Below are 23,832 nucleotides of genomic sequence, written 5' to 3'. Positions count from 1 at the left end.
GGCGGAAGCGGCGACGGGCGTCCTAGCGGTCGCTTCCCGCCAACGGATCCGGCACCGGATCCGCGTTGCCGACCGACCCTGGTGATGAGTTGTCGCGCCCGCACCCGTCACACCTACGACGGACTCCGACGAGGCGGAAGGATGACGAGATGAGCGCGGACAGGCGGCTGGCGGAACTGGGCGGGAACGGGTCGGGCGAGAGCGGCCCGGACCGGAACGGGCCGGGCGGGAACAGTCCGGGCGAGGTCGACGAGTCGGCGTTCTCGGGGCTGGCGGAGCGGCACCGGCGGGAGCTGCACGTGCACTGCTACCGGATGCTCGGGTCGTTCGAGGACGCCGAGGACACCGTGCAGGAGACCTTCCTCCGGGCCTGGCGGCGGCGGGAGACCTTCGAAGGGCGGTCGACCTTCCGGGCCTGGCTCTACCGGATCGCCACCAACGCCTGCCTGGACCTGCTCGCCAGGTGCCGCCCGCAGCCCGCGACCGGCGGCGAGGTGCGGTGGTTGCAGCCCTACCCGGACCGGCTGCTCGACGAGCTGCCCGCAGCTGACGCGGACGAACCGGAGACCCTGGCCATCGCGCGCGAGACGATCGAGCTGGCGTACCTGGTCGCGGTCCAGCATCTCGCGCCGCGCCCGCGGGCCGTGCTGATCCTGCGGGACGTGCTCGGCTGGCCGGCGAAGGACGTTGCGGAGCTTCTCGGGGACTCGGTGAACTCCGTGAACAGTGCACTGCAACGGGCCCGCGCCGGCATGCGGGAACACCTGCCCGCGCAACGGCAGGACTGGACCGGCGGCGAGGAGGACGCCGAGACCCGTGAGCTGGTACGCCGCTTCACCGACGCCAGCGTGGCCACGGACATCGACCGGCTCGCCACGATGCTGCGGGACGACGTCCGCTGCTCGATGCCGCCCACGCCGGGCCTGTACGTCGGCCGCGACGCGGTGCTGAACAACTGGGTCGAAGACGGCTACCCGGGCATGACGGGGCTGCGCGCGGTCCCCACCGCGGTGAACCGGCAACCCGCCGTCGCCTTCTACCACTGGCGGGAGCGGGAGGGTGCGTACCTGCCGCTGACGATCGACGTGCTGCGCATCACCGGCGGGGCGATCACCGAGATCCTGATATTCCACGACGACCAGTTCCCGCGGCTCGGGCTGCCGGACCGACTGCCGGCGGACGGTACGGAGTAGTCCGGGTGCGCACGCCCGCGCCGCGCCGCGGCGAGCGGATCGCGGTGGCCGCGGCAACCGGCCGGACCGGTAGGCCCCGCGACTTCGCAGGCTCGCCCTCACCGGCTTCGTTGGCACGCTGTCCGGGTCGGGGGACCGGAGGCCAGGGGATCTCCGGATGCCTGAACTGGCTGGCCAGTCAGGTCACCCCCGTGGTGCCGCCTCCCCGGGGCGGGTCTGCTGGACGGCGTGCTGCAGCGCGGTGACGAAGGCCGTGGTGGCCGGGGAGTCCGGCGGGTCGCCGTAGGTGGCGAGATAGACGCGTCGGCGGAAGTCGGACAGCGGGGTGGCTTCGATTCCGGGTGCCCGGTGCGTACGTAGGGTCAGGCCGGGCTCGGTGGTCACGCCCATGCCGGCGGCGACGAGGGACTGTTGGACGATCACGTCGTCGCTGGTGTAGGCGACGTGCGGGGTGAAGCCAGCCCGCTCACACGCGTCGACGAAATCGCGGCGGCAGTTCTCGCAGCCGGCGATCCAGGCCGAGTCGCGATGGTCCCGCAGCGTCTGGCCCGGTTCGAGACTGAGCAGGTGCATCGGGTCGTCGAACAGGTGCGTCGCGCGGACGCCGTCCGGCGTGCTGTCGTCGTAGCGGAAGACGACGGCGGCGTCGACCTGCCCGTCACGCAGCAGGTGCAGCGCCACCTGCGGGTGGGCGTCGACCAGGTGCAGTTCGATACCGGGGTGGTTGCGGCGCAGGGTGGCGGCGGTGTACGGAATCAGGGCGGCGAGTGCTGACTGGAAGCCGGCGACCCGTACCCGGCCGGTCCGCAGGCCCACCATCGCCGACAGTTCCGCGGCGGCGGTGTCGACCCGTCCGACGATCTCCGCAGCCCGGCGCGCGAGGTGCGCGCCCTCCGGGGTGAGTCGGATGCCCCGCCCGATGCGCTGGACGAGCCGGGCGCCGGTTTCGGCCTCCAGCCGGGCCAGGTGGTGGCTCACCGCTGGCTGAGAGTACTTCAACTGCTTGGCCGCCTTGGTTACCGAGCCGTGCGCGGCGACCGCCGCCAGGATGCGTAGCCGCACGATATCCAGCATTCATCCATCATAGTTATGGGTAGCCGCAGAAGTTGTCATTGGACGAATAGGTCTTGCTCGTAAGACGCTGAACGGGACGGCCCCGCTTGCGAACGAGGAGGACGACGTGGCGGGTACGGCTCTCCAGCACGTCGACACGCCCCCGGGCGGCTCCCCCGCCGACCCCATCGCCGATTCCCTCGCGGCTCCCATCGCGGCCTCCATCGCCGACCCCCTCGACGCTCTCGTCGGCGCGGTCCGCCGGGTGATCGGCATCCGGACCGACTGGGGGCGTACCGCGGCATCTTCGTACACCAGAGAATTCGTATACCAGAGAAGGAGTACCACCATGATCAAGCGGATGGACAACGTCCTCGTCGTTGTCGACGACCTCGCGGCTGTCATCGCGTTCTTCGTCGAACTCGGCATGGAGCTGGAGGGCAGGACGACAGTCGAGGGTGAGTCGGTGGACCAGCTCGTCGGGCTGGACGGCGTGCGGGCGGACATCGCGATGTTGCGGACCCCGGACGGCCACGGCCGGGTCGAACTGACGAGGTTCCACACCCCGACGGCGATCAGCGCGGAGCCGAAGGACGCACCGCTGAACACGTTGGGTATCCGGCGCATGATGTTCGCCGTCGACGACATCGAGGAGGTCGTCGCCCGCCTGCGCAACCACGGCGCCGAGCTCGTCGGCGAGCTGGTCCGGTACGAGAACAGCTACCGGCTCTGCAACGTCCGTGGCCCGGAAGGCATCGTCGTCGCCCTGGCCGAACAGCTCGGCTGATCGTCCCGTCCGGACCAGCCGCTGTCACGGAAACCACTCGCCGACGCTGTGGACAGCCTGTGCGGCTTCCTTGACTCCAGCCTCACCACCAGTCAGCGCGACCAGCTCCGCGACCGTTCCGAGCGTGGTCAGGGCGTCCTGTCGCCGGCCTCTCATCATCATCGAGCGCGCCGCGCCCCATAGTTGCTTCAGCTCCGGCCCGGGAGGATCGCGGAACCTCGCGGTCAGGGTGGCCAGCACCTGTGCGGCGTCTTCCAGGTCGATGTCCACGTCATCAAGGGCTTGCAACGCGGCGGGCAGCAGGTCCTCCGGCAGCCTGGGAGCCAGCGCCAGCAACAGGTCGACGCGATCGAGTTCACTTGGCAGGTCCTTGACGGCTCCGAGTAGGTGCGGCACCAGGTCGACGGGAGCCCGGCTGGCGAGGTAGACGAAGGACTGCCTGTTCCTGGCCAGGGCGTCGTTGTCACCCGGGCTCTCTTCGCGCATCCTGTGTTCGAGCTGTAGCACGCTCTCGGCCGAGACGGGACGGCCGAGAGCGGCGAACGCGACGTTGCGGCACCCTACGTCGTCGATCTCGTCGATCGCGGCGAGTACGCCCGGAACATCCTCGCCAACTGCGGCGATGGCCTTGGCCCTGTCTTCGAGCCGTTCGACCTGCCGCGCGGTCGCCAGCGCTGCGGTCAGGGTCTCGGCCCGGGCCCGCCCCTTCAGCCGGGCGGCAAGATCTACTAGGAAACGGGCGCGCTCGTCGAGGTAGTAGATCCGGTCGGCCTTCGCCCGCAGGTCCGGCAGGGAATCGTCCGGCGTGACGGGAAGCAGAGCCCGAAGGATGTCTGGTTCCTGCCTCACCCATTCGTCGTCGTCGAGCCTGTCGAAATCGGCGACCGCGCGAGCATAGAACCGTCGGCGGAGCTTCCCGGTCACCCGGTGGGCGAGCCGGGCATAGGCCAATGATGTCCACCTGGGGCAGTCGACGTCCGCCAGCAGGTCGTCGATGTCCAGGACCAACTCGGCTGGTACGTGGTCGCCAATTCTCGCGAGCGTCTCGGCCATGATCTCGAGCTCGTCGATCTCGTCGGTCATCGCCAGAATCCGCTCGAACGACCGGGCCGGCAGGATCGGTGCCAGTTCGACGATGCGGTCGCGCCGATCGTACGGGTCGATGATCTCGTCTGTCACGGCCAACGTCCACTCGAGCGCGGCGGTACGTTCGGGTTCGCCCAGGTACGCCAGCAGCCCGGTCAGCGCCGCGCTCCGGTCGACGGCGTCTCGGATCTCCCGGATCATCGAGACCGCCACCGACAGCTGATCCGCGTCCAGGTAGGGCACGAGTTCTCGCACGCTCGTGCGGACAAGCTGGACGGCCCGCCAGTCCCCCTCGTTCCGGTCTTCGCCGGCCTTCCCGGCGACTGTCAGAGCATCCCAGCGCAGCGTTCTGGACAACGCGGGCGCGATCGTGGTCATGGCTCTGAACCGGGCACCGTCCTCGTCCTCGTGGTCGCTCTGCCAATCGCGAATGGTGTGCAACGTCGTGCGCAGTACCTGCTCGCGCTCCTTCGCCAGCCCGGCTTGGGACAACCGCTCGGCCAGGGCCACTGCCATCTCCGGGGACATGCCCTCGACCAGTTCGACCGCGCGGCCGAGCAGCTCCGTGGGTAGCTCGGCAAACGTACGCGCCTCGCGCTTCCGCGTTCCGGGGTCACCGCGTGCGCCCTTCGGAGACTTCAGCCGCTGTTCGAGGATGTCGACCGCCTCGCTGAACAGCGTGGCCCGCTCGGCGGGCCCGACCACGAGTGCGGCGGCGGCGAGTACCGCCTGCGCGCCTCGCCGCCGCGCGTCGCGCACGACGACGTCGACGTCCGTCGAGGACAGCCGGGACGTCAGCGCGATGATCAGCTCATCCTGGCCCCAGAGACCATCGGCGGCCAGGGCGGTGCGCAACGCGGTGGAGGCGAGCTCCGGGGTGAGGACAGGTGCGATCGCGATGAGCGCCGCCAGGCGCACCTCACCTTCCAGGTTGTCGGTGGCGGTCATGGCCGCGGGAAGCAGTTCGTCGGACAGCGAAGGCCGCAGGAGTTCCAGGGCCCGCGCCCGCCAGAACCGGTCTTCTCGTTCCGTCGCCATCGCCGCGAGCAGCTCAGGAAGCACGGAGCTACTCAGCCGGTCGATAATTCCCGACAACGCGACTGCCCGGTGGTCCGGATCGACAATCGTGTCGGCGGCGGCCGTGATCGCGTCGACGTCGTCGGCAACGTGCTCTCCGATCGCCGCCAACGCCTGCGACCTGTCCCGTACGTCGTCGATCTCGGTGACGAGGTCCACAACCGTACGCAGCTGATCGGCTCGAACCCGGCCGGCCAGCCGCTCGGCCGGCTTCCGGCGCAGATGGCCGGGCAACCCTGCGAGTAGCGCCACCGCCCGTTCGCCGTGCCGGGCGGTCAGGTGGGGCGCGAGTTGCGCCAGCATGTTCGACCGGTCCCACGGCTGTGGCTGAGTCGACACCGTAGCCAGGGCGTCGGTCACCGCTCGTTCGGCCACGTCTGTCGGCAGATACCGGAGCAATGACGCCACGGCGCCGACGTCGCCAGAGGCAGCCCGCAGGGCGGTCTCTGGCGACCAGACCCCCTTGGCCACCATCGCCGCGAACAGCTCCGGCGGCATGTTGCCGACCTGGTCGACCACGGACAGGGAGAGCAGCAGGTAGTGGACCTCCCGGCCGATGTCCCGGGTCGTCCTGCCCTCGTCCAGCTCCATGTCGACGACCCGGCGCACCGTCCGCTGCGCGCGGTCCACATCACGCCGGTACCCGTCGACGTCGCCCTGTACGTCCTTCAGTCCGAACCACAGGTTCCGGCCGTGGGCGTCGCTGGCGGTCAGTAGCCGGTGCAACTCCGCGGTGTTGCCGGCCAGGTCGAGGTGCGCGACCAGGTGGCGCAGTTCGTAGGGATCCAGCGTCATCTCAGCCGTCCGGCACGAGGCCGTCGATCTTGTCGAGTGCGACGGCGCCGATCGTGTCATGGAACGGGGCCAGCCCCACCTCGTCCCGCAGAAATTCCTGGAAGCTCGTATGGTAGAGCCGGTACCGGGCGTCGGCGCCGACCCCTTCCTCGTTGAGGAACTCCCGCCAGTTCCGCACGACGCCGACCACCGTGCGCGGCCGGAACTCCGCGACGTCCCACCGGGACTGCTTCCAATATCTGGCTATCCACTCCGTCGACCGGGCCAGGGTCACCGGCTCGCGAGCGGTCGCCAGGAAGCACACCAGAGGCGCCTGGTACCGGTCGAACAGGTCGGGGTCGCGGGCCCGCATGATGCCCCAGTGCCGCTGGTAATAGGCGCGCAGACCGTGCGGCAGGGCGTCCACGTCCTCGATGTCCACCGAGCCTCTCAGGAGATCGCCCAGCACGTACACCACGTACATGAAATTGCCTTCGCTGCGGTCGACAAGGATCTCTGCCAGACCGTCGCGGCGCATACCGTGCTCGCGCAGGCGGTTCGTGACGTACGTGGCGATGTCCGCGAGGTTCTGGGGGTCGTCGTCGCGTAGATAGATGTCCCGTCGGCTGTCGACGTAGAGCTGGTGGTCGTGGCGCTCGCGGCTGCTCACCACGAAGAACACGCCTGGCGGCAGGGTCGGCGGCAGGAACAACCGGTTGGCACCCCCGGCCGCGTGGTCCTCGGCCTCGTCGAGCGCGTCGACGACCACGACCAGCGGCAGGTTGGCGGAGACCGCGCTGGCCTCTGCGAGGAGCTGCGCCAGGAAACCACCGTCGCGGGTGGCTGTGTCGGGCAGGTGGTCGTGGTCCAGGCCGTAGCGGACGATCAGCTGCGCACACACGTTGGCCAGAAACGCCTCAGGGGACCGGATGTTCATCGGCGCGATGTTGAGATGGTGCACGTACCGGCGGGAGCTGATCAGGTGAGCGAGCACCGACGTCTTGCCGATGCCCGGCTCACCCCGCAACACGACGTAGCCGGAGCGGAAGGACTCGTCGCGCAGCACGCCGTCGATCGCGTCCAGTAAGAACTCCCGGCCGACGAAGGCCCTGGTGCGATCGTCCACGACGCCGCTGAACTGGTGGACCCGAATGTGGCTGGCCAGCGGGGACGGCGCGGTGGTGAAGCTCTGGAACACGGTCGCGTAATCCCCGATGATCGCGCCCTGCCCACCCGACACCTGGGCCTCGTACTTTGCCGGCCCGGATGTCATGGGGCGTTGTGGTAGTTCTGGGTCACCGTGTTGTGCTCGCCGATGACCGCGCCTTGGCCACCAGACACGTGGACGCGGTACTTGCCTGTCCGCGTCCCCTCCGGGTCGGCGATCCGCAGCACCGCCTCCGCCGCCCCGACAATCTCCTCGTCGTCGCCCGCCTCGATTTGGATCAGCCTCGCGCGCAACGCCTCGGCGAAGAGGTCCGGGTCCTTCTCGTGCTGGTCCACCAGGACCGGGTCCAGCGGGTCGCGGTCGAGCTTTCGCTTCAGCAGCGACTTGAGCCCGAGGTAGCCGCTTCTGATCGCGTCCCCCGCCGTGTCCTTGAGTGCGGCGGACGCCCCGGCGACAAGCGCGGTCACGATCAGCGAGACCGGATCCATGCACCCTCCCGTGTGGATGAGCGGCCACGAGTCTCCGACGCACGGCCAGCCTACCGCGTTGCCTCCCGGTCGAGACCTCCCACGAGGATGCGTGCGCGGCCGACGCGCTGCCGGGCGGCTGTGTGACGAAGACGCTTCCTGAACTATGCGGCCTGACGATCCCGGCGAACCTGCCGCTGTGGCAGACCCCGGACGTGCCCGGAAGGCATCAGCCTTCCATCGTCCCGGCGCCAGCGCCGCCGCCGCCACATTGGACCGAGCCGGATGAGGTGGCTGAAGCGGCGGAACCACACTCCGCGTCAGGATCGCCTGGATCAGGCCATCCGCAGCACCACCTCGCCCACCGGCGCCTCGGGCGAGACGCGCAACGTGACCGCCGTCCACAGCAGTTGCTCGGCCGCAATGGCGAACTCCCCCCGGTAGCCCGGCAGCGGTAGGCCCGTGACCGGATCGACGGGCACCCCGGTCAGTGGATGCAGCCCCGGCAGTAGCGAGATGAGCTTCCTCGGTCGGGTGGGGATCCGTCGCCCGTACGGCCGCCCGACGACGACGGCCGTGTCGTAGGCCCGTCGACGCGCCTCCGCCTCGTGCCGCTCCCGCGCTGTCCACAGCGGACGTAGGAAGCCGAGTTCGATGACCGCGCCCCGGTCGTCGCATCGGGGCAGGCCCTGGAGGTAGAGATTGCGGCCGTCGCCCAGCACCTGAGCGGCCAGGCCGTCGCCGGCCGGGAGCGCCGTCCCGCGGAGGCGGCTGCCCGTCCAGGTCGCGTGCACGGCGTCGACCGAGCTCGTGACGACCGGTGCGAGCGTCTCACCGGGGGCCTTGTCAGCCGTCCGGATCGCGGCCAGGTGCACGACGTCGACGAGCAGCGCCTTGCCGGCCGCGAGCAGGGAGTCAAGTGCACGGCCGTCCTCCGTGGCGCCCAGGGCCTGCGCGATCCGCTGGCGCAGCGGGTCCTGCGCCGGGCGGCCGGTCAGCAGCCGGGTTCCGGCGATGGCACCGGCCGCCACCACGACGGCCCGGGCGAAGGCCATTCGACCGACGGACTCCCCACCCGGCGCGTCGAGCAACGGCTTGAGTCGGGTCACGAAGTCGGCCCGGGAGGCGACCCGGCCCAACCCGTGCAGGGCCTCGGCGTCGACGAACCCCAGCTGGCCGCTGGACGGGTCGAGGATCGGCACCTCACCGGCACCGCCGGCCACCGCCACGGAGGGCAGGGCCGCATTCCATGCCTCGACGGCCGCGGTCAGTTCGACCTCACCGGTCGGCGCGCAGCCGAGTACCGCGGTGAGGAACACCGACTCGAAGCCGCCGAGAGTGCCGGCCTGCCTGGCGACCACGGCAGCGTGGCCCAGCACCGCGCGCAGCGGAACCGCGTCCAGGACCGCGAGCTGGCCGAGAATCCCGGCCGTTGCGTTGGACAATGTGGTGAACGCCGCTCGTGACCCCTCCAGGGCCTGGGCGTGCAGGGTCGTGAGGGACCGCAGGGTCGGTGCCGGAAGGTTGGCCCGGACCAGACCCGCCTCGAGCGTCAGAGTCATCTCGTCCACATCCCGTACTCGTGCTGGTACTGGTACTGGCGCAGGACCGCGACGGCGTCGCGGACGGACGTCTCGGGTGGGACCCGGACCCGGCGCAGGGCCTCGACCGCGCGGCGCTGGTAGTCGTGCGAAGCGGTGAACTCCGTCTGCGGCACGAGCTCGAACCATCGCTCGACGCCCTCGGCGATGAGACGCCGCTCGGGCGTCCCCAGCAGTTCCTGGAAGACCACACCCGGGTCGTGCAACGTGCCGAGCTCGTCGATCTCGGCCAGCTCGCCCATCGACAACGAACCGGTCGGCGTCCGCTGGAAGAGACCCTGGCGGCCGGGCCCGATCGGCACCATGCCCCCGACAAGCTTGGCCTCGGCGGCCCAGAACGGCACGACGAAGTCCTCGTCGAACCGGCCCTCGACCTCGCACTTGTGCGGATGCGGCTCGATGGTCCGGTGGCCGAGCCCGTGGTGTGGGCGGTGGCCGGACGCCGGTGCGTGATGCGAGGGCCCGACCTGGCCGTGTGGATGGGCGACGTACGGCTTGCCGTCGCGGGTCTCCAGCCGCACGTCGGAGTGAACGGGCACCTTGTCACCGGACGCATGCTCGCGGCTGTGGTGGTCGCCGGACCCGCCGAAGATGCCCTGGAAGAAGCCGGCCACGGCGCCGATGATCCCGCCTGCCAGCGTGCCGACCGCGGGGACGGCCGAGCCGAGCAGAGCGCCCCCGGCCGCGCCGGCCGCCGTGGAGCCGATGACCTCCCCGACCTTGCCGGCCGCATGCCGGACCTCAGGGCCGCCGCCGAAGTCGCGGGCCAGCCCGGCCAGGTCCCGCGACATCTCCTGCGGGCTCGTCACGTGGGAGAAGACGTGTGCGACCTGGCCGATGGGCGACTGACCCAGCGTGCGGCTCGCAACGTCGAAGATCGTACTGTGCTGGGCGCCCCCGCCGGACCGGGCAGGCGCGCCGAGCGAGGAGGCCAACCACTGGAACTGGTCCATCTCCGTGGTGACACCGCCCAGCCGTGACGCGGACTGGAACGCCGCGGCGGCGGCCGACTCGAGCCCGTCGAAGCCGCGGTACAGCTGAACACTGTCGCAGATGGAGCCGAGCAGGTGGTTGCCGACGGCCGGAGAGGTCACGCCGATCTGGCCCAGCGTCGCCGCCAGCCCGTTGCTGTAGGCGGCGAACGCGTCGTCCGGCCACAGCTTGCCGGCATCGGTCAGGTAGCGGAATCCCTCGGTGCCGATCGCCGCGTGATGCAACTCCCGCATCCCCAACCAGGCCACGTCGGGCTCGACGAGCGCGATGAGCGATGGCGCGATCCACAGTTCGCCGGCCGCGTTGTCACCAGCGGCGTCCGGCGACTCGAGCCGCGAGAACCATTCGTCTGGCATGTCAGCCACTCCTTCGGGTCAGCCGGCGGCGGTGGCCGCGCGGTGCAGGTACGTGAGCACGGCGAGGACCCGCCGATGGTCACCGGGTGCCGGTTCGAGATCAAGCCGCGCGAATATGCTGCGGATGTGCGACTCGACGGTCTTCGAGGTGAGGAACAGCCGCTCGCCGATGCCCTGGTTGGACCGGCCGGCGGCCATCAGCTCGAGCACCTCGCGCTCGCGCTCGCTAAGCACGGCGACCGGATCCCGCCACACCGGCGGTGGCCCGGCGGTGGCGCAGCGGGCCCGCAGACCCGCCGCGACGGCGCAGCGACCGGCCGCGACCGCGCGGACCGCGGCGACGAACGCCGGCAGCCCGACGACGTCCGCCTCGACGAGGTAGCCGAGGCCGTCGGCGCCGGTCGCCAGCAGGGCCGCGAGCAGGTGCTCGTCGGTCCGGTCGGCCAGCACGACCAGTCGGTGCGTGCGGTGCAGCCCGACGAGGGTGTCCGTCGTGTGTTCCGTCGCCGCGCCACGCCGGTCGACGACCACCACGTCGGCCGCCATCCGGCGCAGAACGGCATCGAGAGCGGCCAGGGTCGGCGACACGAGGCGGACGGTGCAGCCGGATCCGCGCAGCGCCGCGGCGAGTGTCTCGCCGGCCAGACCGGTGCCGGTCAGGATGATGCGGGTCGCGGCCGGGCGGGCGGCCTGGTGCAGGTCCGTACGCATGCTCCTCCTTTCACGTCGGTACGCCTGGTAGATGCGGCCCGGTGTGCGTCTGATCCGTCCAGCGGCGGTCGTTTTTCAATTGCCGGGACGGACCGGGCGGATCAGGGCCGCCGTCGCAGGCATCTGGTAGGCAAGCCGTGGAGGTGAGCGATGGAGGTCGACGTCCTCGCGGCGGCCCGGGAGGGTGACCAGCGGGCCTGGGACGCCATCGTGGACCGGTACACCGGCCTGTTGTGGTCCGTGGCGCGGAGCTTCCGGCTCGACGCGGCCGACGCGGCAGACGTCGTGCAGCTGACCTGGTTGCGCCTGGTCGAACACCTTGACGATGTCGTCGACCCGGACCGGCTCGGAGCGTGGTTGGCCACGACTGCCCGCCGGGAGTGCCTGCAGCTGCTGCGGCGTCGGCGGGAGCGGCCGGCGGCGGTGGACGACTGGCTGTCCGCCGTACCCGACCCCGGTCCGCCCGTCGACGCCCGGATGCTTCAGGTGGAGCGCGACGCCGATCTCTGGCGGGCCCTGCACACGCTGTCGGTCCGATGCCAACAGTTGTTGCGGGCGCTGATGGCGGTGCCACCGCCGTCCTACGCTGAGGTGTCGGCCGCCCTCGACATGTCGATCGGCGGCATCGGCCCGGCCCGGCAGCGCTGTCTGGCCGCGATGCGCCGGGCACTGGACGACAGGCAGCTGTCCATGGGAGACCGCCGTGACGGATGACGAGCTGCTGGCCGAGCTGACCCGGGTGGGTGCAGCCGCCGACCCGCCCCCCGAGCTCGTCGTGGCGAGCGCCCGGCAGGCGCTGTCGACCCGCAGGCTGGACGACCAGTTGGCCGCCCTGCTTGCCGACTCCGCGCTCGACGCTGACCTGCGGGTGGTCCGTGGTGGCGACCAGCCCCGGCTGCTCTCCTTTGCCCACGCCGACACGACGATCGACCTCCAGATCCAACGCACCGCCGGCGGCCTGGCGGTGCGCGGCCTGGTCGCCGGCGCCGCGGGCGAGGTCGTCGTGGACGCGAGCGACGGCCCGCACGCCGCCCCGCTCGACGAGGCCGGCTGGTTCACGGTGGCCGACCTGCCGGGCGGGCCGCTGCGGGTGCGACTGCGGGGCCGGCCGGCCGGCGGCATTTCGACCGGCTGGATCGCGCCGTAACGTGTCGACTGCCGCCGCGCTCGCCGCTCGCGCCCTGGAGCTGGTCGGCGTGGATCCCCGCCGCGCGCTGGAGACGGCGGACGCGGCGATCCGGGCGGACGGGTCGGTCCGGGCCGACAGGTCGGACCGGGCCGACAGGTCGGACCGGGCCGACAGGTCGCACCAGGCCGACAGGTCGCACCAGGCCGACAGGTCGCACCAGGCGGACGGGTCGGACGGGTCGGACCGGGCCGACGGGTCGCACCAGGCCGACGGGTCGGACCAGGCCGACGGGTCGGACCGGGCGGCCGTCTGCCGGGCGCACCGGGCAGCCGCGCTCGCGCTGCGCGAGCTGGGCGATCCGGCGGCGGCCGAGCGCCGCCTCCGGCTGGCCGTGCGTAGCGCCGGGTCCGCCGCCGACGCCGCGGCGGAGGCACGGATGAGTCTCGCATTCGTGCTTGTCGACCGGGGCCGGCTGCGGGCGGCGCTGGCCGAGGCCGACCGAGCCGCCGGCGCGCTCGACGGGCTGCCAGCGGTGCGCCTGGCGGCTCAGCGGGCGTTGATCCTGCAGCGGGCCGGACGGCTGGCCGAGGCTCTCGCCGGGTACGCCGCCGCGCTCCCCGCCCTGCGATCGGCCGGTGACACGCTGTGGGAGGCGCGGGCCCTCAACAACCGTGGCCTGCTGCACAAACACCGCGGGACCCTGGAGGCGGCCGAGACCGACCTGGTGCGGGCCGCGGCCCTCTACACCGAGCTCGGTCTGCACAGGTTCGCGGCGGACGCCGAGTGGAACCGGGCCACGGTGGCGGCCCACCGTGGCGACGTACCGGCCGCGCTGGCCGGCTTCGACCGGGCGGAGGCGGCACACGCCCGGGCCGGCACGCCGCGGCCGCAGTTGTGGCTCAACCGCAGCCAGGTGCTCATGTCGGTGGGGCTGACCGCCGAGGCGTTCGCCACGGCCGTCCGGGCGGTGGCGGCCCTGCGGGCCAGCGGGCACGCGACCGATCTGGCCGAGGCGCGGTTGCTGCTGGCCGAGACGGCCGTGGCCGACGGCCGTCCGGCCGAGGCGGTGACGCAGGCCCGCGCGGCCGGTCGGGCGTTCACCCGGCAGGGCCGCGACGGCTGGACGCTGCTGGCCCGGCTCGCCGCGCTACGCGCGACGTCGGCCCGGCACCGGGCCGGCCTGCGCGACGCACTGGCCTGCGCCGAGGCGCTGGCCGCGGCCGGCTGGCGCGGCGCCGAACAGGACGCGCGGCTCCTGGCGGCCCGGTTCGCGCTCGCCGTCGGCGACCCCGCGACGGCCGCCACCCAGCTCCGGCGCGTCCGGCCGCGGCGGGCAACCGCTCCCCTGGACCTGCGCGTGCGCTGGTGGCACGCCGAAGCCGACCGGCGCCGGGCCGGCGGTGACCGGGCCGGCGCCCTGAGCGCGCTCCGGGCCGGCCTGCGCCAACTCGACGACGCCCAGGCGGTGCTCGGCTCGGCCGACCTGCGGGCCCACGTGGCCGGGCTCGGTCAGATCCTGGCCGCGGACGGGCTGGACCTGGTGGTGGCCCGCGGCCCGGCCCGGGCGGTGCTCGGCTGGGCCGAACGGTCGCGGGCACGGGCGTTGCGACTACGTCCGGTCCGTCCGCCGGGCGACCCGGAACTGGCCGCGGCCCTGGCCGACCTGCGCCGACTGGCGGCCGAGGCAGGCCCGGCCGGCCCTACCGCCGCGGCGCGGGCGGCCGCCGAGAGCCGGGTGGTGCGGATCAGCCGTACGGCCGGCGGACCGCTGCACCGGCCGGTGGAGCCGCCCCCCGACCCGACCGTGCTGGCGGCGGAGCTGGACGCTCGGGCACTCGTGGCGTACGTCCGCCATCGCGACGAGCTGCTGGCGGTCTCCCTCGCGGGCCGACGCTGCACGCTGCACCGGCTGGGTCCGGCCGCCGCCGTGACCGCCCCGTTGGAGGCGTCCCACTTCACACTGCGTCGACTCGCCCTCGGCCTCGGTCCGGATGCGGCCGCCGACCGCATGCGGCAGCTGGCCGAGTCGGCCGGCCAGGCACTCGACCGGCTGCTCCTGGCCCCGCTGCGACGTGCGGTCAGCGACCGGCCGCTGGTCGTCGTACCCACCGGCCTGCTGCACGCCGTGCCGTGGGGGCTGCTCCCCAGCGTGTCGGGCCGGCCGCTGACGCTGGCTCCGTCGGCGGCCGCCTGGCTGCGGGCCGAGCGCCGGCCCGCGCGCCGCGGGCACCGGCTCTTCGCCGCCGGCCCGGGGCTGGCCGGCGCCCGCCAGGAGGTGGCGGCGCTGGCCGGCGGTACGGCCCTGCTCGACGACGCGGCATCCGTCGAGGCGGTACTGTCCGGGATGGATGGCGCCGCGCTGGCGCACGTCGCGGCCCACGGTGTCCTGCGCGTGGACAACCCGCTGCTGTCGGCCCTGACGTTGGCCGACGGCCCACTGACCGTCTACGACCTCGAACGGCTGGCCGTCGCACCGGACACGGTCGTGCTGCCGGCGTGCCAGTCCGGCGTCGCCGCCGTGCGGGCCGGTGACGAGCTGCTCGGCCTGGCGTCGGCCCTGCTCGCACTCGGCACCCGAACGGTCGTCGCGACCGTCCTGCCGGTGGCCGACGGGGCGACGGAGCCGCTGATGCGCGATTTCCACCGGCGCCTGGGATCGGGGCAACTTCCGGCCGCGGCGCTGGCCGCCGCCCGGACCGGCGCCGGTCCCGGGCACGCCGCCTTCGCCTCGGCGGCGAGCTTCGTCTGCCTCGGCCGCTGACCACCTGGTACTCCCGATCGCCCCGTCAGCATGCTCTCGATCGCCCTACCGGGGTGCTCTCGAACGCGCTACCGAAGTGCTCTCGAACGCGCTTCCAACTGCGCCCGGCTGCCTACCAGCTGCTCTCGATTGCCCTACCAGCTGTTTTCGATGTCGTCGGCCCGCAGCAGTCGGCCGGTGAAGCCGGGCCACGGCACCGGCGGCAGTTCGGCCAGCAGCCGGTCCAGGTGTGCGGCCGCCGTGCCACCGGCGGGGTCGGCGATCAGGCGCCGGGCCAGCTCGGCCGCGAACAGAGGTGCGGCGAACGACGTACCGCTCCAACTGGCCCAGCCGGCGAAGGCCGCCCCGGTCTCGTTCTCATATTCGTCGACGTAGACGCTGCGCAGCCGGACGCCTGGCGCGTACACGTCGACCCCCGGCCCCCGGTTGGTGAACGGCGCCGGCGCCGGCCCGCCGTCGAGCGTCTGGAAGGCGCCGACTGCGACCACCCCGTCGATGGCGGCCGGCCAGAACGGCCGCTCGGCGCGCTCGGCGCGCTCGCCGTCGTTGCCGGCGGCCGCCACCACGACCCGGTCGGCGGCGAGAATCCGGCGTACGGCAGCGATCAGCGACGTCGGCGGGATGTCGCCTTCGGTGTAGCCGCCCAGCGAGAGGTTGACGATGGGTGCGCTCGCCTCCTCCAGCAGAGCCAGCGCGATCCGCGCCTCGTCGCCCTCGCCGCTGGCGTGCAGCACGGTGGAGACCGAGACGCCCGCTGCCGGCGCGACCCGGCCGACCAGTCCGCAGATGAAGTAGCCGTGCCCGGCCTGCCGGTCCAGCCGCCCGTCCCGGTTCTCGTCCAGTGGATGGCCGATCCGGTCCGGTACGGGGAACCGCTCGACGACGAGGGCCTGCAACCCGCCGGGAAGCTCACGCCAGAGCGGTGGCATCGCGGTGTCGAGGATGGCCACCTGCGCCGTGCCGTTCGCCGCTGCGTGGGCAGGCGGCCAGTGCGTCGGCGGCGGCACCGGCCGTGGCCGGTCGGCAGGGCCGCCGTGATACCAGTCTTCGCCGACGAACACGTGGTTGAGCCCGACGCTGGCCCCGCGCGCCCGCAACGCGGCCACCACGTCGGGCAGGTCGCGGCCGCGGCGGTCGATGACCGTCCACAGCCGATGGTCCGACCCGGCCGCGGTCAGACGCTCGTTGACGTCGCCGTACTCCGGCCCGGCCACCCGGTCCCGCCAAGCCGTGTGCTCGGGCACGTACGGCTCGGCCGCCACGTCCGCGGCGTCCAGCAGGTCGGGCAGATCTGGCTCGACCTCCACCCCGACCAGGAGCTCGTCCGGCCGAAACCAGCCGTCGCGGCCGGCCACGACCGGGGAGACGGCACCCTCGGGCAGCCATTCGGTGGTCATCGCGGATCCTCTCGTGGCGATGGTGGCACCAGCATCGCGCCGGTGCCACCGCTTGCACCATTGGCCGCCTGCACCATCGGCCCCTTGCACCATCGGCCGTCAGAGCGCCAGGAGCGCCAGTCCGACGACGAGTAGTCCTTCCAGCAGTCCCACCCCGCCGGTGCCGTCGCCACCGCCTTCCGGCAGGATCGCGGCTTCGTCGATGGTGGCGATGACCTGTCCGAACTGGTCGACCACGGTGATCATTGCTGGTCCCCTCCTTCCATCTCGGTCCGCAGCTGGGTGGCGGCGGTCGCCACCCGGCTGGCGATCAGCTTGGTGAACGCGGCGACGTCGCCGTCGGTGGTCTGGTCGATCAGCGTGCGGATCTGCACCATCGCGTTCTCGAACGCGTGCGCGGCATCCGGCTCGCCGAGCGCGGTACGCCGCTCTCGCAAGGCGTCCAGCTTGGATCGCACCTCGTCGGCCCGGCCGGCCAGTACGTCGGCCAGCCGGCTGGTAGCCGCCACGTAGTCGTCCATGGTGCGGCCCAGCCGATCGCGCGCCGCGGCCCGGCCGTCGGCCGATCCACCGAGCACCGGCACGGACGCCCGCAGCTCGGCCACGAGCCCGACCGTACGGGCCACGTCCAGCCGCTCGTCGATGGTCTTCCTGTCGGTCATCATCTTTCCCCCTTCGGATCTCTACCCCAGGTCGAAGTGCATGACGTCGCCGCTCTCGCGAGCGCCGAAGTCGCTGGCGCCCCACCTCATCCGCCGTGGGGCGCCGAGGATCGCGTCGCCCACGTGGATCAGCGAGCACACCAGCTCCTTGCGAAGCTGGAGGAACCCGTGGGCCGGGTTGCGGGTCTCGGTGATCGGCCGAGCCGGGTTGCCGTGCAGCATCGGAGTGCGGACGGTCTCGTAGTCGCGCAACATCTGCCAGTACTGCTGCTCCGGCGCGTACGGCCAGCCCTGGTGGTTCTGGGCCCAGAACTCGTCGGCGTAGAGGAACTCGATCGCCGGGATGGCTGCGTCGACCGGCCGGGACAGCTCGGAGGCGGGGATCCCGCGCAGCGCCGGATGGCCGTCGGGCAGGGCGTACGCGTCCGTGACGGGCGGTCGGTCCACCCGCACGTGAACGCTCGACACCGCCCAGGACAGATAGAACACCAGCGCGTCGGACAACTCACGGAACCGGTCGTACGTGAACTCGATCGTGTCGTTGACCCGGATGCTGGTGTCGGACCGCCGACCGGCGAACGTGAAGAAGGCGACTGCCCGGTCGTAGACCTCGACCACCCGCCGGCGCATCTCCTGCTGGTCGTGCGCGGCCGCCTCGCCGCCGTACGTCTCACCGGTGCGGGTGACAATGTACGGGCACACGGCCACGTTGAGGTCGACGGCCGCGCCGGTGGCGTGGCGGCCGTCGCCGGGCCGGGTGCCGATGACCGGGCCGACCAGACCGGCCCAGGTGTGGAAGTCTCCCTCGTCCGGCGAGCCCTTCCAGGTGCTCCACAGGTCTTCCTCCACCGCGCTGAGGACCTGTGCCATGGTCGCGTTGACGCCGCCGGTGATCGGCTGCCCGAGGAAGGTGTCCATCGTTCTCTCCCGTCAGCGCAGGAACTCGACGAGGCTCTGACCGCCCGGCACCGCGACCGTGTTGCGGTCCACGAGGCCGGAGATTCCGGGGATGCCCGCACTTATCGCGTGCTGCCAGACCGAGTAGTCCGACCAGCCGTGCGGCAGCAGCGGCCCGTTGGGCCGGGTGGCGTGGGCGCCGTGGCCCAACGGCCGGCCGTAGCTGGCGATCCACAGGTGGTGCTTGCCGTCGAAGGTTGCGTTCCCGCGCATCTGACTCGTCCAGAAAGACGGGTACGTGTAGATCAACGGACGCTGCCCGGTCGCCTGCCAGACGATGCTGACGAAAAACTGGAGCGACGCCACGGCCTGCTCCGCGCTCACCCCCGGCGGCAGCGTCTCGACGTCGACCGCCGGCGGCAGTTCACCGCCGCCGCCCGCCGCCGTCAGCACGTCCGTGAAATGGTCGGCCTGGGCGCGGGTCGCGTCGGGCGTCGTGCGGGCGTGAAAATAGTGGTACGCCCCGCGCGGCATGCGGCCGGCACTGCCCGCCCAGTTGTGGGCGAACTGGTCGTCGGTGTGGTTGTCGCCCTCGGTGGCCTTGATATAGGCGAAGCCGAGACCCGCCTGCCCGACAGCCGACCAGTTGATGCTTCCCTGAGCATAGGAAACGTCGATGCCGTCGACGATTTCGAAGGCCGACCCGGGGGCGCCGAGCGCCGACAACTCCAGCAGGGTGCCGTCGTGGTAGAAGATCGAACCGTGCTGGAAGTGGCTCACCCGGCCGACCGGCTGCCCGCTGACGATGTCGTCGACCTCGTCGCTGACCGGGAAGCCGAGGGCCAGCGGGCCGCCGAGTTCGAGATAGCGGGCCAGGATCGCACCGTGCACCTCGAACGTGCCGGTGTCCGGGTGCTCGTAGATCGTGACCGTTACGCCGCCGGAGAGCACGTACCCGAAGAAGCGTCCGTGGGTGCCGGGTACCGGCAGGGGCACCACCGGCAGCGGCACGGCTGGGCGCCAGCCCCGACGCAGCAGTTCCTGGTACTTCTCATCGATCCCGCTCATGGACCCCAGAGTCCGGCCTGGGGTCGGATCAGCCATCCGGGTTATCCCTGAAGTCGACGGACGGATCCAATCTCGACCGGTCGCATCCGGTTACCACCGTAAGACGCCAGGCCGAAGCCTCCATCGCCGGTGCGTCGTCAGGGACCCGAACTTCGAACCCGCAGATCAAGAGCCCGCGTCAGCAGTGCACAGGTGTCCACGGACGGCGGTCGTGTGAGGCCCAGCGGACCGGTCCGAGCCGGACCGGTCCGCTGGCGTGTTCCTTCCGCGTCTCAGGCCCTTGCCCAGCGTTGGTTGGCGTTGCTGTGGCAGCCCCAGACGATCACCGCGGTGCCGTTGGCGGTGCTGTTGCCGTTGACGTCCAGGCACAGTCCGGTCTGGGCGTTGCTGATCGTCCCGTTGCTGTTGAGGACCCACTGCTGGTTCGCGCCGCCGTTGCAGTCCCAGATCTGCGCCCGGGTGCCGGCCGCGGCGTTGTTCGCCACCTCCAGGCACTTGCCCATCACCTGCAATGCCCGCCCGTTCTGGGTGAACTGCTGGTTGGCCCCACTGTGGCAGTCCCAGATGAGCATCTGGGCACCATTGGCCGAGCTGGCGCCGTTGACGTCCAGGCATCGGCCGGACGCCTCGTTGCGCAGCCTGTTGCCGCTCGGATCCGGGGGGTTCGGGTTCGTGCCGCCGTTGAGGGCGTCGAGGACCGCCGTGTACGCGGCCTTCTTGTTGCCGGCGCAGTCGAACAGTAGGGCGTTGTCGCTGCCGCGCCAGGAGTCGCAGTCCCGTACGCCCCAGACCGTGATGCCGGTGCAGCGCGAGATCGCCATGCAGGCCCGGGTCACCGTACGGTAGATGTTCGCCTGGTTGGAACCCTGCTGGACGTCCAGCTCGGTGATCTGCACGTCGACCCCGAGATCGGCGAAGCGTTGCAGGTTCGCCTGGTAGTCACCGGCGATCGTGGTGCCCAGGTGCGACTGGAACCCCACGCAGTCGATCGGCACACCCCGGGACTTGAAGTCCCGCACCATGTTGTAGATGCCCGTCGACTTCGCGTTGATCCCGTCGGTGTTGTAGTCGTTGTAACAGAGCTTCGCGTTCGGGTCAGCGGCGTCCGCGGCCCGGAACGCCGCCTCGATCCAGTCGTTCCCGGTGCGTTGCAGGTTCGAATCACGCCGCCCGCCGCTACCACCGTCGGCGAACGCCTCGTTCACCACGTCCCAGGAATGGATCTGCCCCCGGAAGTGGGTGGCCACCTGGGTGACATGGTTGATGGCGGCGTTGCGCAGGTCACTGCCGGAGAGGTTCTGCGCCCAGCCGGGCTGCTGGGCGTGCCACAACAGGGTGTGCCCGCGTACGCTCATGCCCTGCGATCGGGCGTGGCTGACGATACGGTCGCCGGCGCTGTAGTTGAACCCGCCCCGCTGCGGCTCGGTCGCGTCCCACTTCATCTCGTTCTCGGCGACAAGGCTGTTGAACTCACGGTTCAGCACCGACATGTACGTGTTGTCGGAGAACTTGTACGTACCGACCGCAGCGCCGAAGTAGCGGCCCTGCTCCGCCGCCGAGGCGCCCAGGGTGGTGGCCGCGTAGGCGGCGCCAGCGGGCACCAGGACCATGCCGGCGGCCAGCAACCCAGTCGCCAGCGTCGACAGGATCGCCTTGGACCGCCCTGGTCGCCGCGGAGAACCGCTGGAACGTAAGAGGTCTTTCATCTGCGTCAGTCCTTCCGGAGACGAACCGGGCACATGTGTTAGCGCTAACATCACAGCCCAGGCAGATGCCCGACAAGCGGCACGGGAGGCGGGGAAAGCGCTACACGTCGATTAACTCGAGGTTGCCACAAAGTTTCATGACATTCAAGTAGATCGTTGCTATGCGGCGGGGTGGCAGCGCCTCGGACCACCTGCTGCCGACCCGCCGCGAGCCGTACTCAGGCTCAGGCGGTTTCGGGATGATCTCGGGCATCGCTGCGGCGCCGGTCGGCGACGTCATGGGATCGGTCCCTGGTAGCCCATCCACAGATCGACGGCGGCGGCCCGTGGGCGGGGAGCGAGGGTGACGCTGTCCCCGAATTGCACCACCTGCTCGGGCGCCTGCTCCACGGTGGGCCAGTGCGGCAGGCCGGGCACGCTCGGGTCGCCGTCCTGGACGAAACTCGTTCAGTAGGCGGTCATGTGATCGCGCAGCCGGAAGTCGGCCGTCCAATAATCGGCGTCGCCGTCCTTGCCGAGGTTGTGGTAGGCGTACATCACCTCCGCCCCGTGGTAGGCGCCGAACTTCTCGAGGCCTTTCTCCGGCGGCGTACCCGTGAAGAACCAGAGGTAGACCGCCGACTTCCCCGACCGGGTCTGCAGGCGGGCCCAGCGATGCATGGCCCGAGTCATCACCCGGTCGGTCTCGATCCGTGAACGTTCTGGGCGCGTACGGGAATCCGAGGGTGGGCGGCCGGCCAGTGCTCGCACCCGTCGGGCGCACCGGTGGACACGACGACGCCCGGATCCATGAACGGCGTCGACGTGAAGATCGCGGCTCGCAGCTCGTTGCCCTGCTGCTCGCTCAGCCGCTGCTCGTCCATGCAGTTGATGGCGTGGTTGGCCTCGGCGAAATTGGTCCGTGCGCCCTTTGCGTCCCGGCCCGAGAAGTCGAAGCCGAGCTGGGCCAACTCGTCGCCGCGGCCCTGCTCCAGTTGGCTGAGCCCGTTGATGATGCGCGGCCGGCCGGCCGCCCGGGTGCGAAGCCGGAGATATCGAACGCGACCAGATCGAACCGTTCGACGAGCGGGCTCTTCGCCTTGACCAGTCCGCGGAGGGCTCGTCGGGACGGGTTCACGGCGATCACTGGCGGACGGTGGCCGATGTTCCAGTCGACGGGCGGCGGTGGCACCAACCCGTCGCGGCACCCCGCGCGTCGGGGCGCCGCAGGTCGGGCCGGTCGGGCTCCGAAGGGGGCGCCGCTCAGCACCAGCCGTTGATCGGGCCGCCCATCCCGGTCCAGAGGAAGGCGTCGGAGACCCAGGCGCCGTCGCTCAGTCGGTTCCACAGCGCGGTGGTGCCGTAGCGGCCGGTGTGCGAGGTGCCGTTGGCGGAGCACGAGACGGTGACCGTGGTGCCGTCCCCGACTGATCCGAGCACGGAGTAGCCGGTGCCGGGCCCGGACCGCTTGGTCAGCGTGCCCCCGCCGTTGGCGTCGACCACCGCCTGGTTGAGGCCCAGCGCACCGTAGTTGTAGAGGCCGCCGCCGGCACCGACCCAGGCCGACCCGTGTCGCGCGCCGCCCTGGTACGCCCCGGCGCCGTTGACGAACTCCCACTTGCCGATGCCGTGCGCGGCGATTCCCACGTACGCGCTGTTCTGCCGCAACCCGAAGTGGACGTGCCGGCCGGACGCCGCCCCGCCGCAGGTCACGTCGGTGCCGGTGTTGCCGAGGAAGGTGCCCTGACTGACCGCGGCACCGTTGACCGAGATGCTGCTCCACAGGTGGTAGTAGTCGGTGGAGTAACCCCGGTCGTGGATCACCCGGATCCATCCCGTGCACATGGTGTACGCCGTGCCGGCCCGCGCCGCCCGGACCACCTGGTCACCGCCGGCCAGGTCGACGGAGCTGTACGGCGTCTCGTAGCCGCCCCAGCCGTGCGGGCCACTGGTCAGCGTCCACGTCTGGCCGACGGCGAACGGTAGGGCCATCCCGGTCCGGTAGTCGCCACCCGTGGCCCTGGTGCTCGGAGCGGTCGCGAAGACCTTCTTCTCCTGGCTGTTCACCACGGGCGACCCGGCGGCCAGCTCGGCGAACCCGGCTTCACCGTCGAACTGGACCCGCCACGTCCCGGCCTCGGCGCGGGCGAGGAAGATCGCGCCGGTCGGATGGACGTCCTCCTCGTGCGAGGTAAGCGCCACGGCGGTGCCGAAGGCCCAGTCGCCGCTGCGGCGGGTGACGGTGACCCGGGTCCCGGCGGCGTCGGCGTGCGCTACGGCAGTGGCGGCGACCTGCCCGAGTAGCTTCGCCGTCACGGCGCCCTCGACGCTCGTCCGCCCCGGGTCCGGCATCGGCGCGGCATGCGCGGCGGCGCCCGTAACCAGGAGTTCTGTCGCCAGCAGGGCCGTGAATACCGCAGCCCATCGTCTGGAATGCACCATCGCACGACCTCTTCCGAATCGGAGGACATCGCTCCAGGCTTGTGCCGACGATAGGCGGCGCATGGAAATTTGTCTACATAATGAATCGGCGACGCTGAAAGTAACCTTCGAGCTGGCGGGCCGTCCCCCCCGAGTACCCGAGCCCGACCGCCTACCTCGCCCCGGTCAGCGCCTCATGCCGCTCTCCGGCGAACTCGTCATCGACGAGCGGATCATCGAGGGCAACTACACCCGACCCGGAAGTCCACGAGGATCGTGCCGCGTCCCACCGAGGCCAGCCAGGTCCAACGGCTCTCGAGCACCCACCGAGCCACCACCGGCGTACGCGAAAAGGCCCCGACCGGCACAGTAGCGCCAGGTCAGGGCCTTGATCGTTGGTGCGCCGCCAGGGACTCGAACCCCGAACCCGCGGATTAAGAGTCCGCTGCTCTGCCAGTTGAGCTAGCGGCGCTCGCTGACAACGGGTGAAACCTTAACACGCCCCCAGCAGGACGTTCCAACCAGTTCCCCGCACGCTCGTGATCA

The 23,832-nt window shown here is 71.4% G+C and carries 21 protein-coding genes and 1 tRNA gene; 5 read left to right on the top strand and 17 right to left on the bottom strand.

Features of this window, described 5'->3' with window-relative positions:
- Positions 1–149 precede the first annotated feature (149 nt).
- Entirely contained in the window at positions 150–1,193 is a 1,044-nt protein-coding gene (locus O7626_RS05065; protein WP_278059725.1) for an RNA polymerase subunit sigma-70, read from the top strand.
- Positions 1,194–1,376: 183 nt separating this feature from the next.
- Here O7626_RS05065 and O7626_RS05060 read toward each other — a convergent pair whose 3' ends face one another.
- Entirely contained in the window at positions 1,377–2,267 is an 891-nt protein-coding gene (locus tag O7626_RS05060; protein WP_278059723.1) for a LysR family transcriptional regulator, read from the bottom strand.
- Positions 2,268–2,373: 106 nt separating this feature from the next.
- Between O7626_RS05060 and O7626_RS05055 the strand changes: the two genes are divergently transcribed.
- Positions 2,374–3,033: a VOC family protein gene (locus O7626_RS05055; protein WP_278059721.1), complete on the top strand. Its 660-nt coding sequence runs from the start codon at positions 2,374–2,376 to the stop codon at positions 3,031–3,033.
- 24 nt (positions 3,034–3,057) lie between these two features.
- On the opposite strand, the gene O7626_RS05050 is transcribed toward O7626_RS05055, so the two are convergent.
- The 6 genes from O7626_RS05050 to O7626_RS05025 all read right to left on the bottom strand — a co-directional run bounded on the left by O7626_RS05050 (position 3,058) and on the right by O7626_RS05025 (position 11,266).
- The gene (locus O7626_RS05050; protein WP_278059720.1) at positions 3,058–5,991 is read right to left on the bottom strand and encodes a hypothetical protein; all 2,934 of its coding nucleotides are present in this window, start codon (positions 5,989–5,991) and stop codon (positions 3,058–3,060) included.
- A 1-nt stretch (position 5,992) separates the two neighbouring features.
- Entirely contained in the window at positions 5,993–7,243 is a 1,251-nt protein-coding gene (locus O7626_RS05045) for an ATP-binding protein (protein ID WP_278059718.1), read from the bottom strand.
- Positions 7,240–7,626 (bottom strand): hypothetical protein, encoded by a 387-nt coding sequence (locus O7626_RS05040; protein ID WP_278059716.1) that lies wholly within the window; start codon positions 7,624–7,626, stop codon positions 7,240–7,242. The genes O7626_RS05045 and O7626_RS05040 overlap by 4 nt, the downstream gene beginning before the upstream one ends.
- A 314-nt stretch (positions 7,627–7,940) precedes the next feature.
- Positions 7,941–9,167, bottom strand: a complete 1,227-nt coding sequence (locus O7626_RS05035) for a hypothetical protein (RefSeq protein WP_278059713.1) — start codon at positions 9,165–9,167, stop codon at positions 7,941–7,943.
- Positions 9,164–10,555 carry a hypothetical protein gene (locus tag O7626_RS05030; RefSeq protein ID WP_278059711.1) on the bottom strand — a complete coding sequence of 464 codons (1,392 nt, stop codon included), beginning with the start codon at positions 10,553–10,555 and terminating at the stop codon, positions 9,164–9,166. The genes O7626_RS05035 and O7626_RS05030 overlap by 4 nt, the downstream gene beginning before the upstream one ends.
- An 18-nt stretch (positions 10,556–10,573) precedes the next feature.
- Positions 10,574–11,266 (bottom strand): LuxR C-terminal-related transcriptional regulator, encoded by a 693-nt coding sequence (locus tag O7626_RS05025; protein WP_278059709.1) that lies wholly within the window; start codon positions 11,264–11,266, stop codon positions 10,574–10,576.
- 150 nt (positions 11,267–11,416) lie between these two features.
- On the opposite strand from O7626_RS05025, the gene O7626_RS05020 reads away from it, so the two are divergent.
- Genes O7626_RS05020 through O7626_RS05010 form a run of 3 tightly spaced genes read left to right on the top strand, consistent with a single transcriptional unit; the run spans position 11,417 to position 15,156 of the window.
- Positions 11,417–11,980, top strand: a complete 564-nt coding sequence (locus O7626_RS05020; RefSeq protein ID WP_278059707.1) for a sigma-70 family RNA polymerase sigma factor — start codon at positions 11,417–11,419, stop codon at positions 11,978–11,980.
- The gene (locus O7626_RS05015) at positions 11,970–12,413 is read left to right on the top strand and encodes a hypothetical protein (protein WP_278059705.1); all 444 of its coding nucleotides are present in this window, start codon (positions 11,970–11,972) and stop codon (positions 12,411–12,413) included. Before O7626_RS05020 ends, O7626_RS05015 begins: the two co-directional genes overlap by 11 nt.
- 1 nt (position 12,414) lies before the next feature.
- Positions 12,415–15,156 (top strand): CHAT domain-containing protein, encoded by a 2,742-nt coding sequence (locus O7626_RS05010; RefSeq protein ID WP_278059704.1) that lies wholly within the window; start codon positions 12,415–12,417, stop codon positions 15,154–15,156.
- A 134-nt stretch (positions 15,157–15,290) separates the two neighbouring features.
- On the opposite strand, the gene O7626_RS05005 is transcribed toward O7626_RS05010, so the two are convergent.
- The 10 genes from O7626_RS05005 to O7626_RS04960 all read right to left on the bottom strand — a co-directional run bounded on the left by O7626_RS05005 (position 15,291) and on the right by O7626_RS04960 (position 23,758).
- Entirely contained in the window at positions 15,291–16,553 is a 1,263-nt protein-coding gene (locus O7626_RS05005) for a S8/S53 family peptidase (RefSeq protein ID WP_278059702.1), read from the bottom strand.
- Positions 16,554–16,652: 99 nt separating this feature from the next.
- Positions 16,653–16,799, bottom strand: a complete 147-nt coding sequence (locus O7626_RS05000; RefSeq protein WP_278059700.1) for a hypothetical protein — start codon at positions 16,797–16,799, stop codon at positions 16,653–16,655.
- Positions 16,796–17,218 carry a hypothetical protein gene (locus tag O7626_RS04995; protein WP_278059698.1) on the bottom strand — a complete coding sequence of 141 codons (423 nt, stop codon included), beginning with the start codon at positions 17,216–17,218 and terminating at the stop codon, positions 16,796–16,798. The genes O7626_RS05000 and O7626_RS04995 overlap by 4 nt, the downstream gene beginning before the upstream one ends.
- Positions 17,219–17,236: 18 nt before the next feature.
- A complete protein-coding gene (locus tag O7626_RS04990) occupies positions 17,237–18,133 on the bottom strand; it encodes a hypothetical protein (RefSeq protein ID WP_278059696.1) in 897 nt (298 codons plus the stop codon).
- 12 nt (positions 18,134–18,145) lie between these two features.
- Positions 18,146–19,180, bottom strand: coding sequence for a GH25 family lysozyme (locus O7626_RS04985; RefSeq protein WP_278059695.1), 1,035 nt, complete (start codon positions 19,178–19,180; stop codon positions 18,146–18,148).
- A 272-nt stretch (positions 19,181–19,452) separates the two neighbouring features.
- Positions 19,453–20,886: an endo-1,4-beta-xylanase gene (locus O7626_RS04980; RefSeq protein ID WP_278059693.1), complete on the bottom strand. Its 1,434-nt coding sequence runs from the start codon at positions 20,884–20,886 to the stop codon at positions 19,453–19,455.
- 447 nt (positions 20,887–21,333) lie between these two features.
- Positions 21,334–21,558: a hypothetical protein gene (locus O7626_RS04975; protein WP_278059691.1), complete on the bottom strand. Its 225-nt coding sequence runs from the start codon at positions 21,556–21,558 to the stop codon at positions 21,334–21,336.
- Positions 21,558–21,836 carry a hypothetical protein gene (locus tag O7626_RS04970; protein ID WP_278059689.1) on the bottom strand — a complete coding sequence of 93 codons (279 nt, stop codon included), beginning with the start codon at positions 21,834–21,836 and terminating at the stop codon, positions 21,558–21,560. Before O7626_RS04970 ends, O7626_RS04975 begins: the two co-directional genes overlap by 1 nt.
- Positions 21,837–22,128: 292 nt before the next feature.
- Complete coding sequence (locus tag O7626_RS04965) at positions 22,129–23,181, bottom strand: peptidoglycan DD-metalloendopeptidase family protein (RefSeq protein WP_278059687.1); 1,053 nt, start codon at positions 23,179–23,181, stop codon at positions 22,129–22,131.
- Positions 23,182–23,682: 501 nt separating this feature from the next.
- Positions 23,683–23,758: transfer RNA gene (locus tag O7626_RS04960), tRNA-Lys, on the bottom strand.
- Positions 23,759–23,832: the final 74 nt, after the last annotated feature.

This window comes from Micromonospora sp. WMMD1102, assembly GCF_029626265.1.
GTDB lineage: Bacteria > Actinomycetota > Actinomycetes > Mycobacteriales > Micromonosporaceae > Plantactinospora.
The sequence above is the reverse complement of the archived record's forward strand: the minus strand, read 5'-3'. Positions and strand labels throughout refer to the sequence as shown.

Coding starts and splice junctions, on each gene's coding strand:
- O7626_RS05000 (WP_278059700.1), bottom strand. CDS start 16,799: ATGATCACCGTGGTCGACCAGTTCGGACAGGTCATCGCCACCATCGAC.
- O7626_RS04995 (WP_278059698.1), bottom strand. CDS start 17,218: ATGATGACCGACAGGAAGACCATCGACGAGCGGCTGGACGTGGCCCGT.
- O7626_RS04975 (WP_278059691.1), bottom strand. CDS start 21,558: ATGACTCGGGCCATGCATCGCTGGGCCCGCCTGCAGACCCGGTCGGGG.
- O7626_RS05005 (WP_278059702.1), bottom strand. CDS start 16,553: ATGACCACCGAATGGCTGCCCGAGGGTGCCGTCTCCCCGGTCGTGGCC.
- O7626_RS05040 (WP_278059716.1), bottom strand. CDS start 7,626: ATGGATCCGGTCTCGCTGATCGTGACCGCGCTTGTCGCCGGGGCGTCC.
- O7626_RS05060 (WP_278059723.1), bottom strand. CDS start 2,267: ATGCTGGATATCGTGCGGCTACGCATCCTGGCGGCGGTCGCCGCGCAC.
- O7626_RS05065 (WP_278059725.1), top strand. CDS start 150: ATGAGCGCGGACAGGCGGCTGGCGGAACTGGGCGGGAACGGGTCGGGC.
- O7626_RS04985 (WP_278059695.1), bottom strand. CDS start 19,180: ATGAGCGGGATCGATGAGAAGTACCAGGAACTGCTGCGTCGGGGCTGG.
- O7626_RS05045 (WP_278059718.1), bottom strand. CDS start 7,243: ATGACATCCGGGCCGGCAAAGTACGAGGCCCAGGTGTCGGGTGGGCAG.
- O7626_RS05020 (WP_278059707.1), top strand. CDS start 11,417: ATGGAGGTCGACGTCCTCGCGGCGGCCCGGGAGGGTGACCAGCGGGCC.
- O7626_RS05035 (WP_278059713.1), bottom strand. CDS start 9,167: ATGACTCTGACGCTCGAGGCGGGTCTGGTCCGGGCCAACCTTCCGGCA.
- O7626_RS05030 (WP_278059711.1), bottom strand. CDS start 10,555: ATGCCAGACGAATGGTTCTCGCGGCTCGAGTCGCCGGACGCCGCTGGT.
- O7626_RS04990 (WP_278059696.1), bottom strand. CDS start 18,133: ATGGACACCTTCCTCGGGCAGCCGATCACCGGCGGCGTCAACGCGACC.
- O7626_RS05025 (WP_278059709.1), bottom strand. CDS start 11,266: ATGCGTACGGACCTGCACCAGGCCGCCCGCCCGGCCGCGACCCGCATC.
- O7626_RS05050 (WP_278059720.1), bottom strand. CDS start 5,991: ATGACGCTGGATCCCTACGAACTGCGCCACCTGGTCGCGCACCTCGAC.
- O7626_RS04980 (WP_278059693.1), bottom strand. CDS start 20,886: ATGAAAGACCTCTTACGTTCCAGCGGTTCTCCGCGGCGACCAGGGCGG.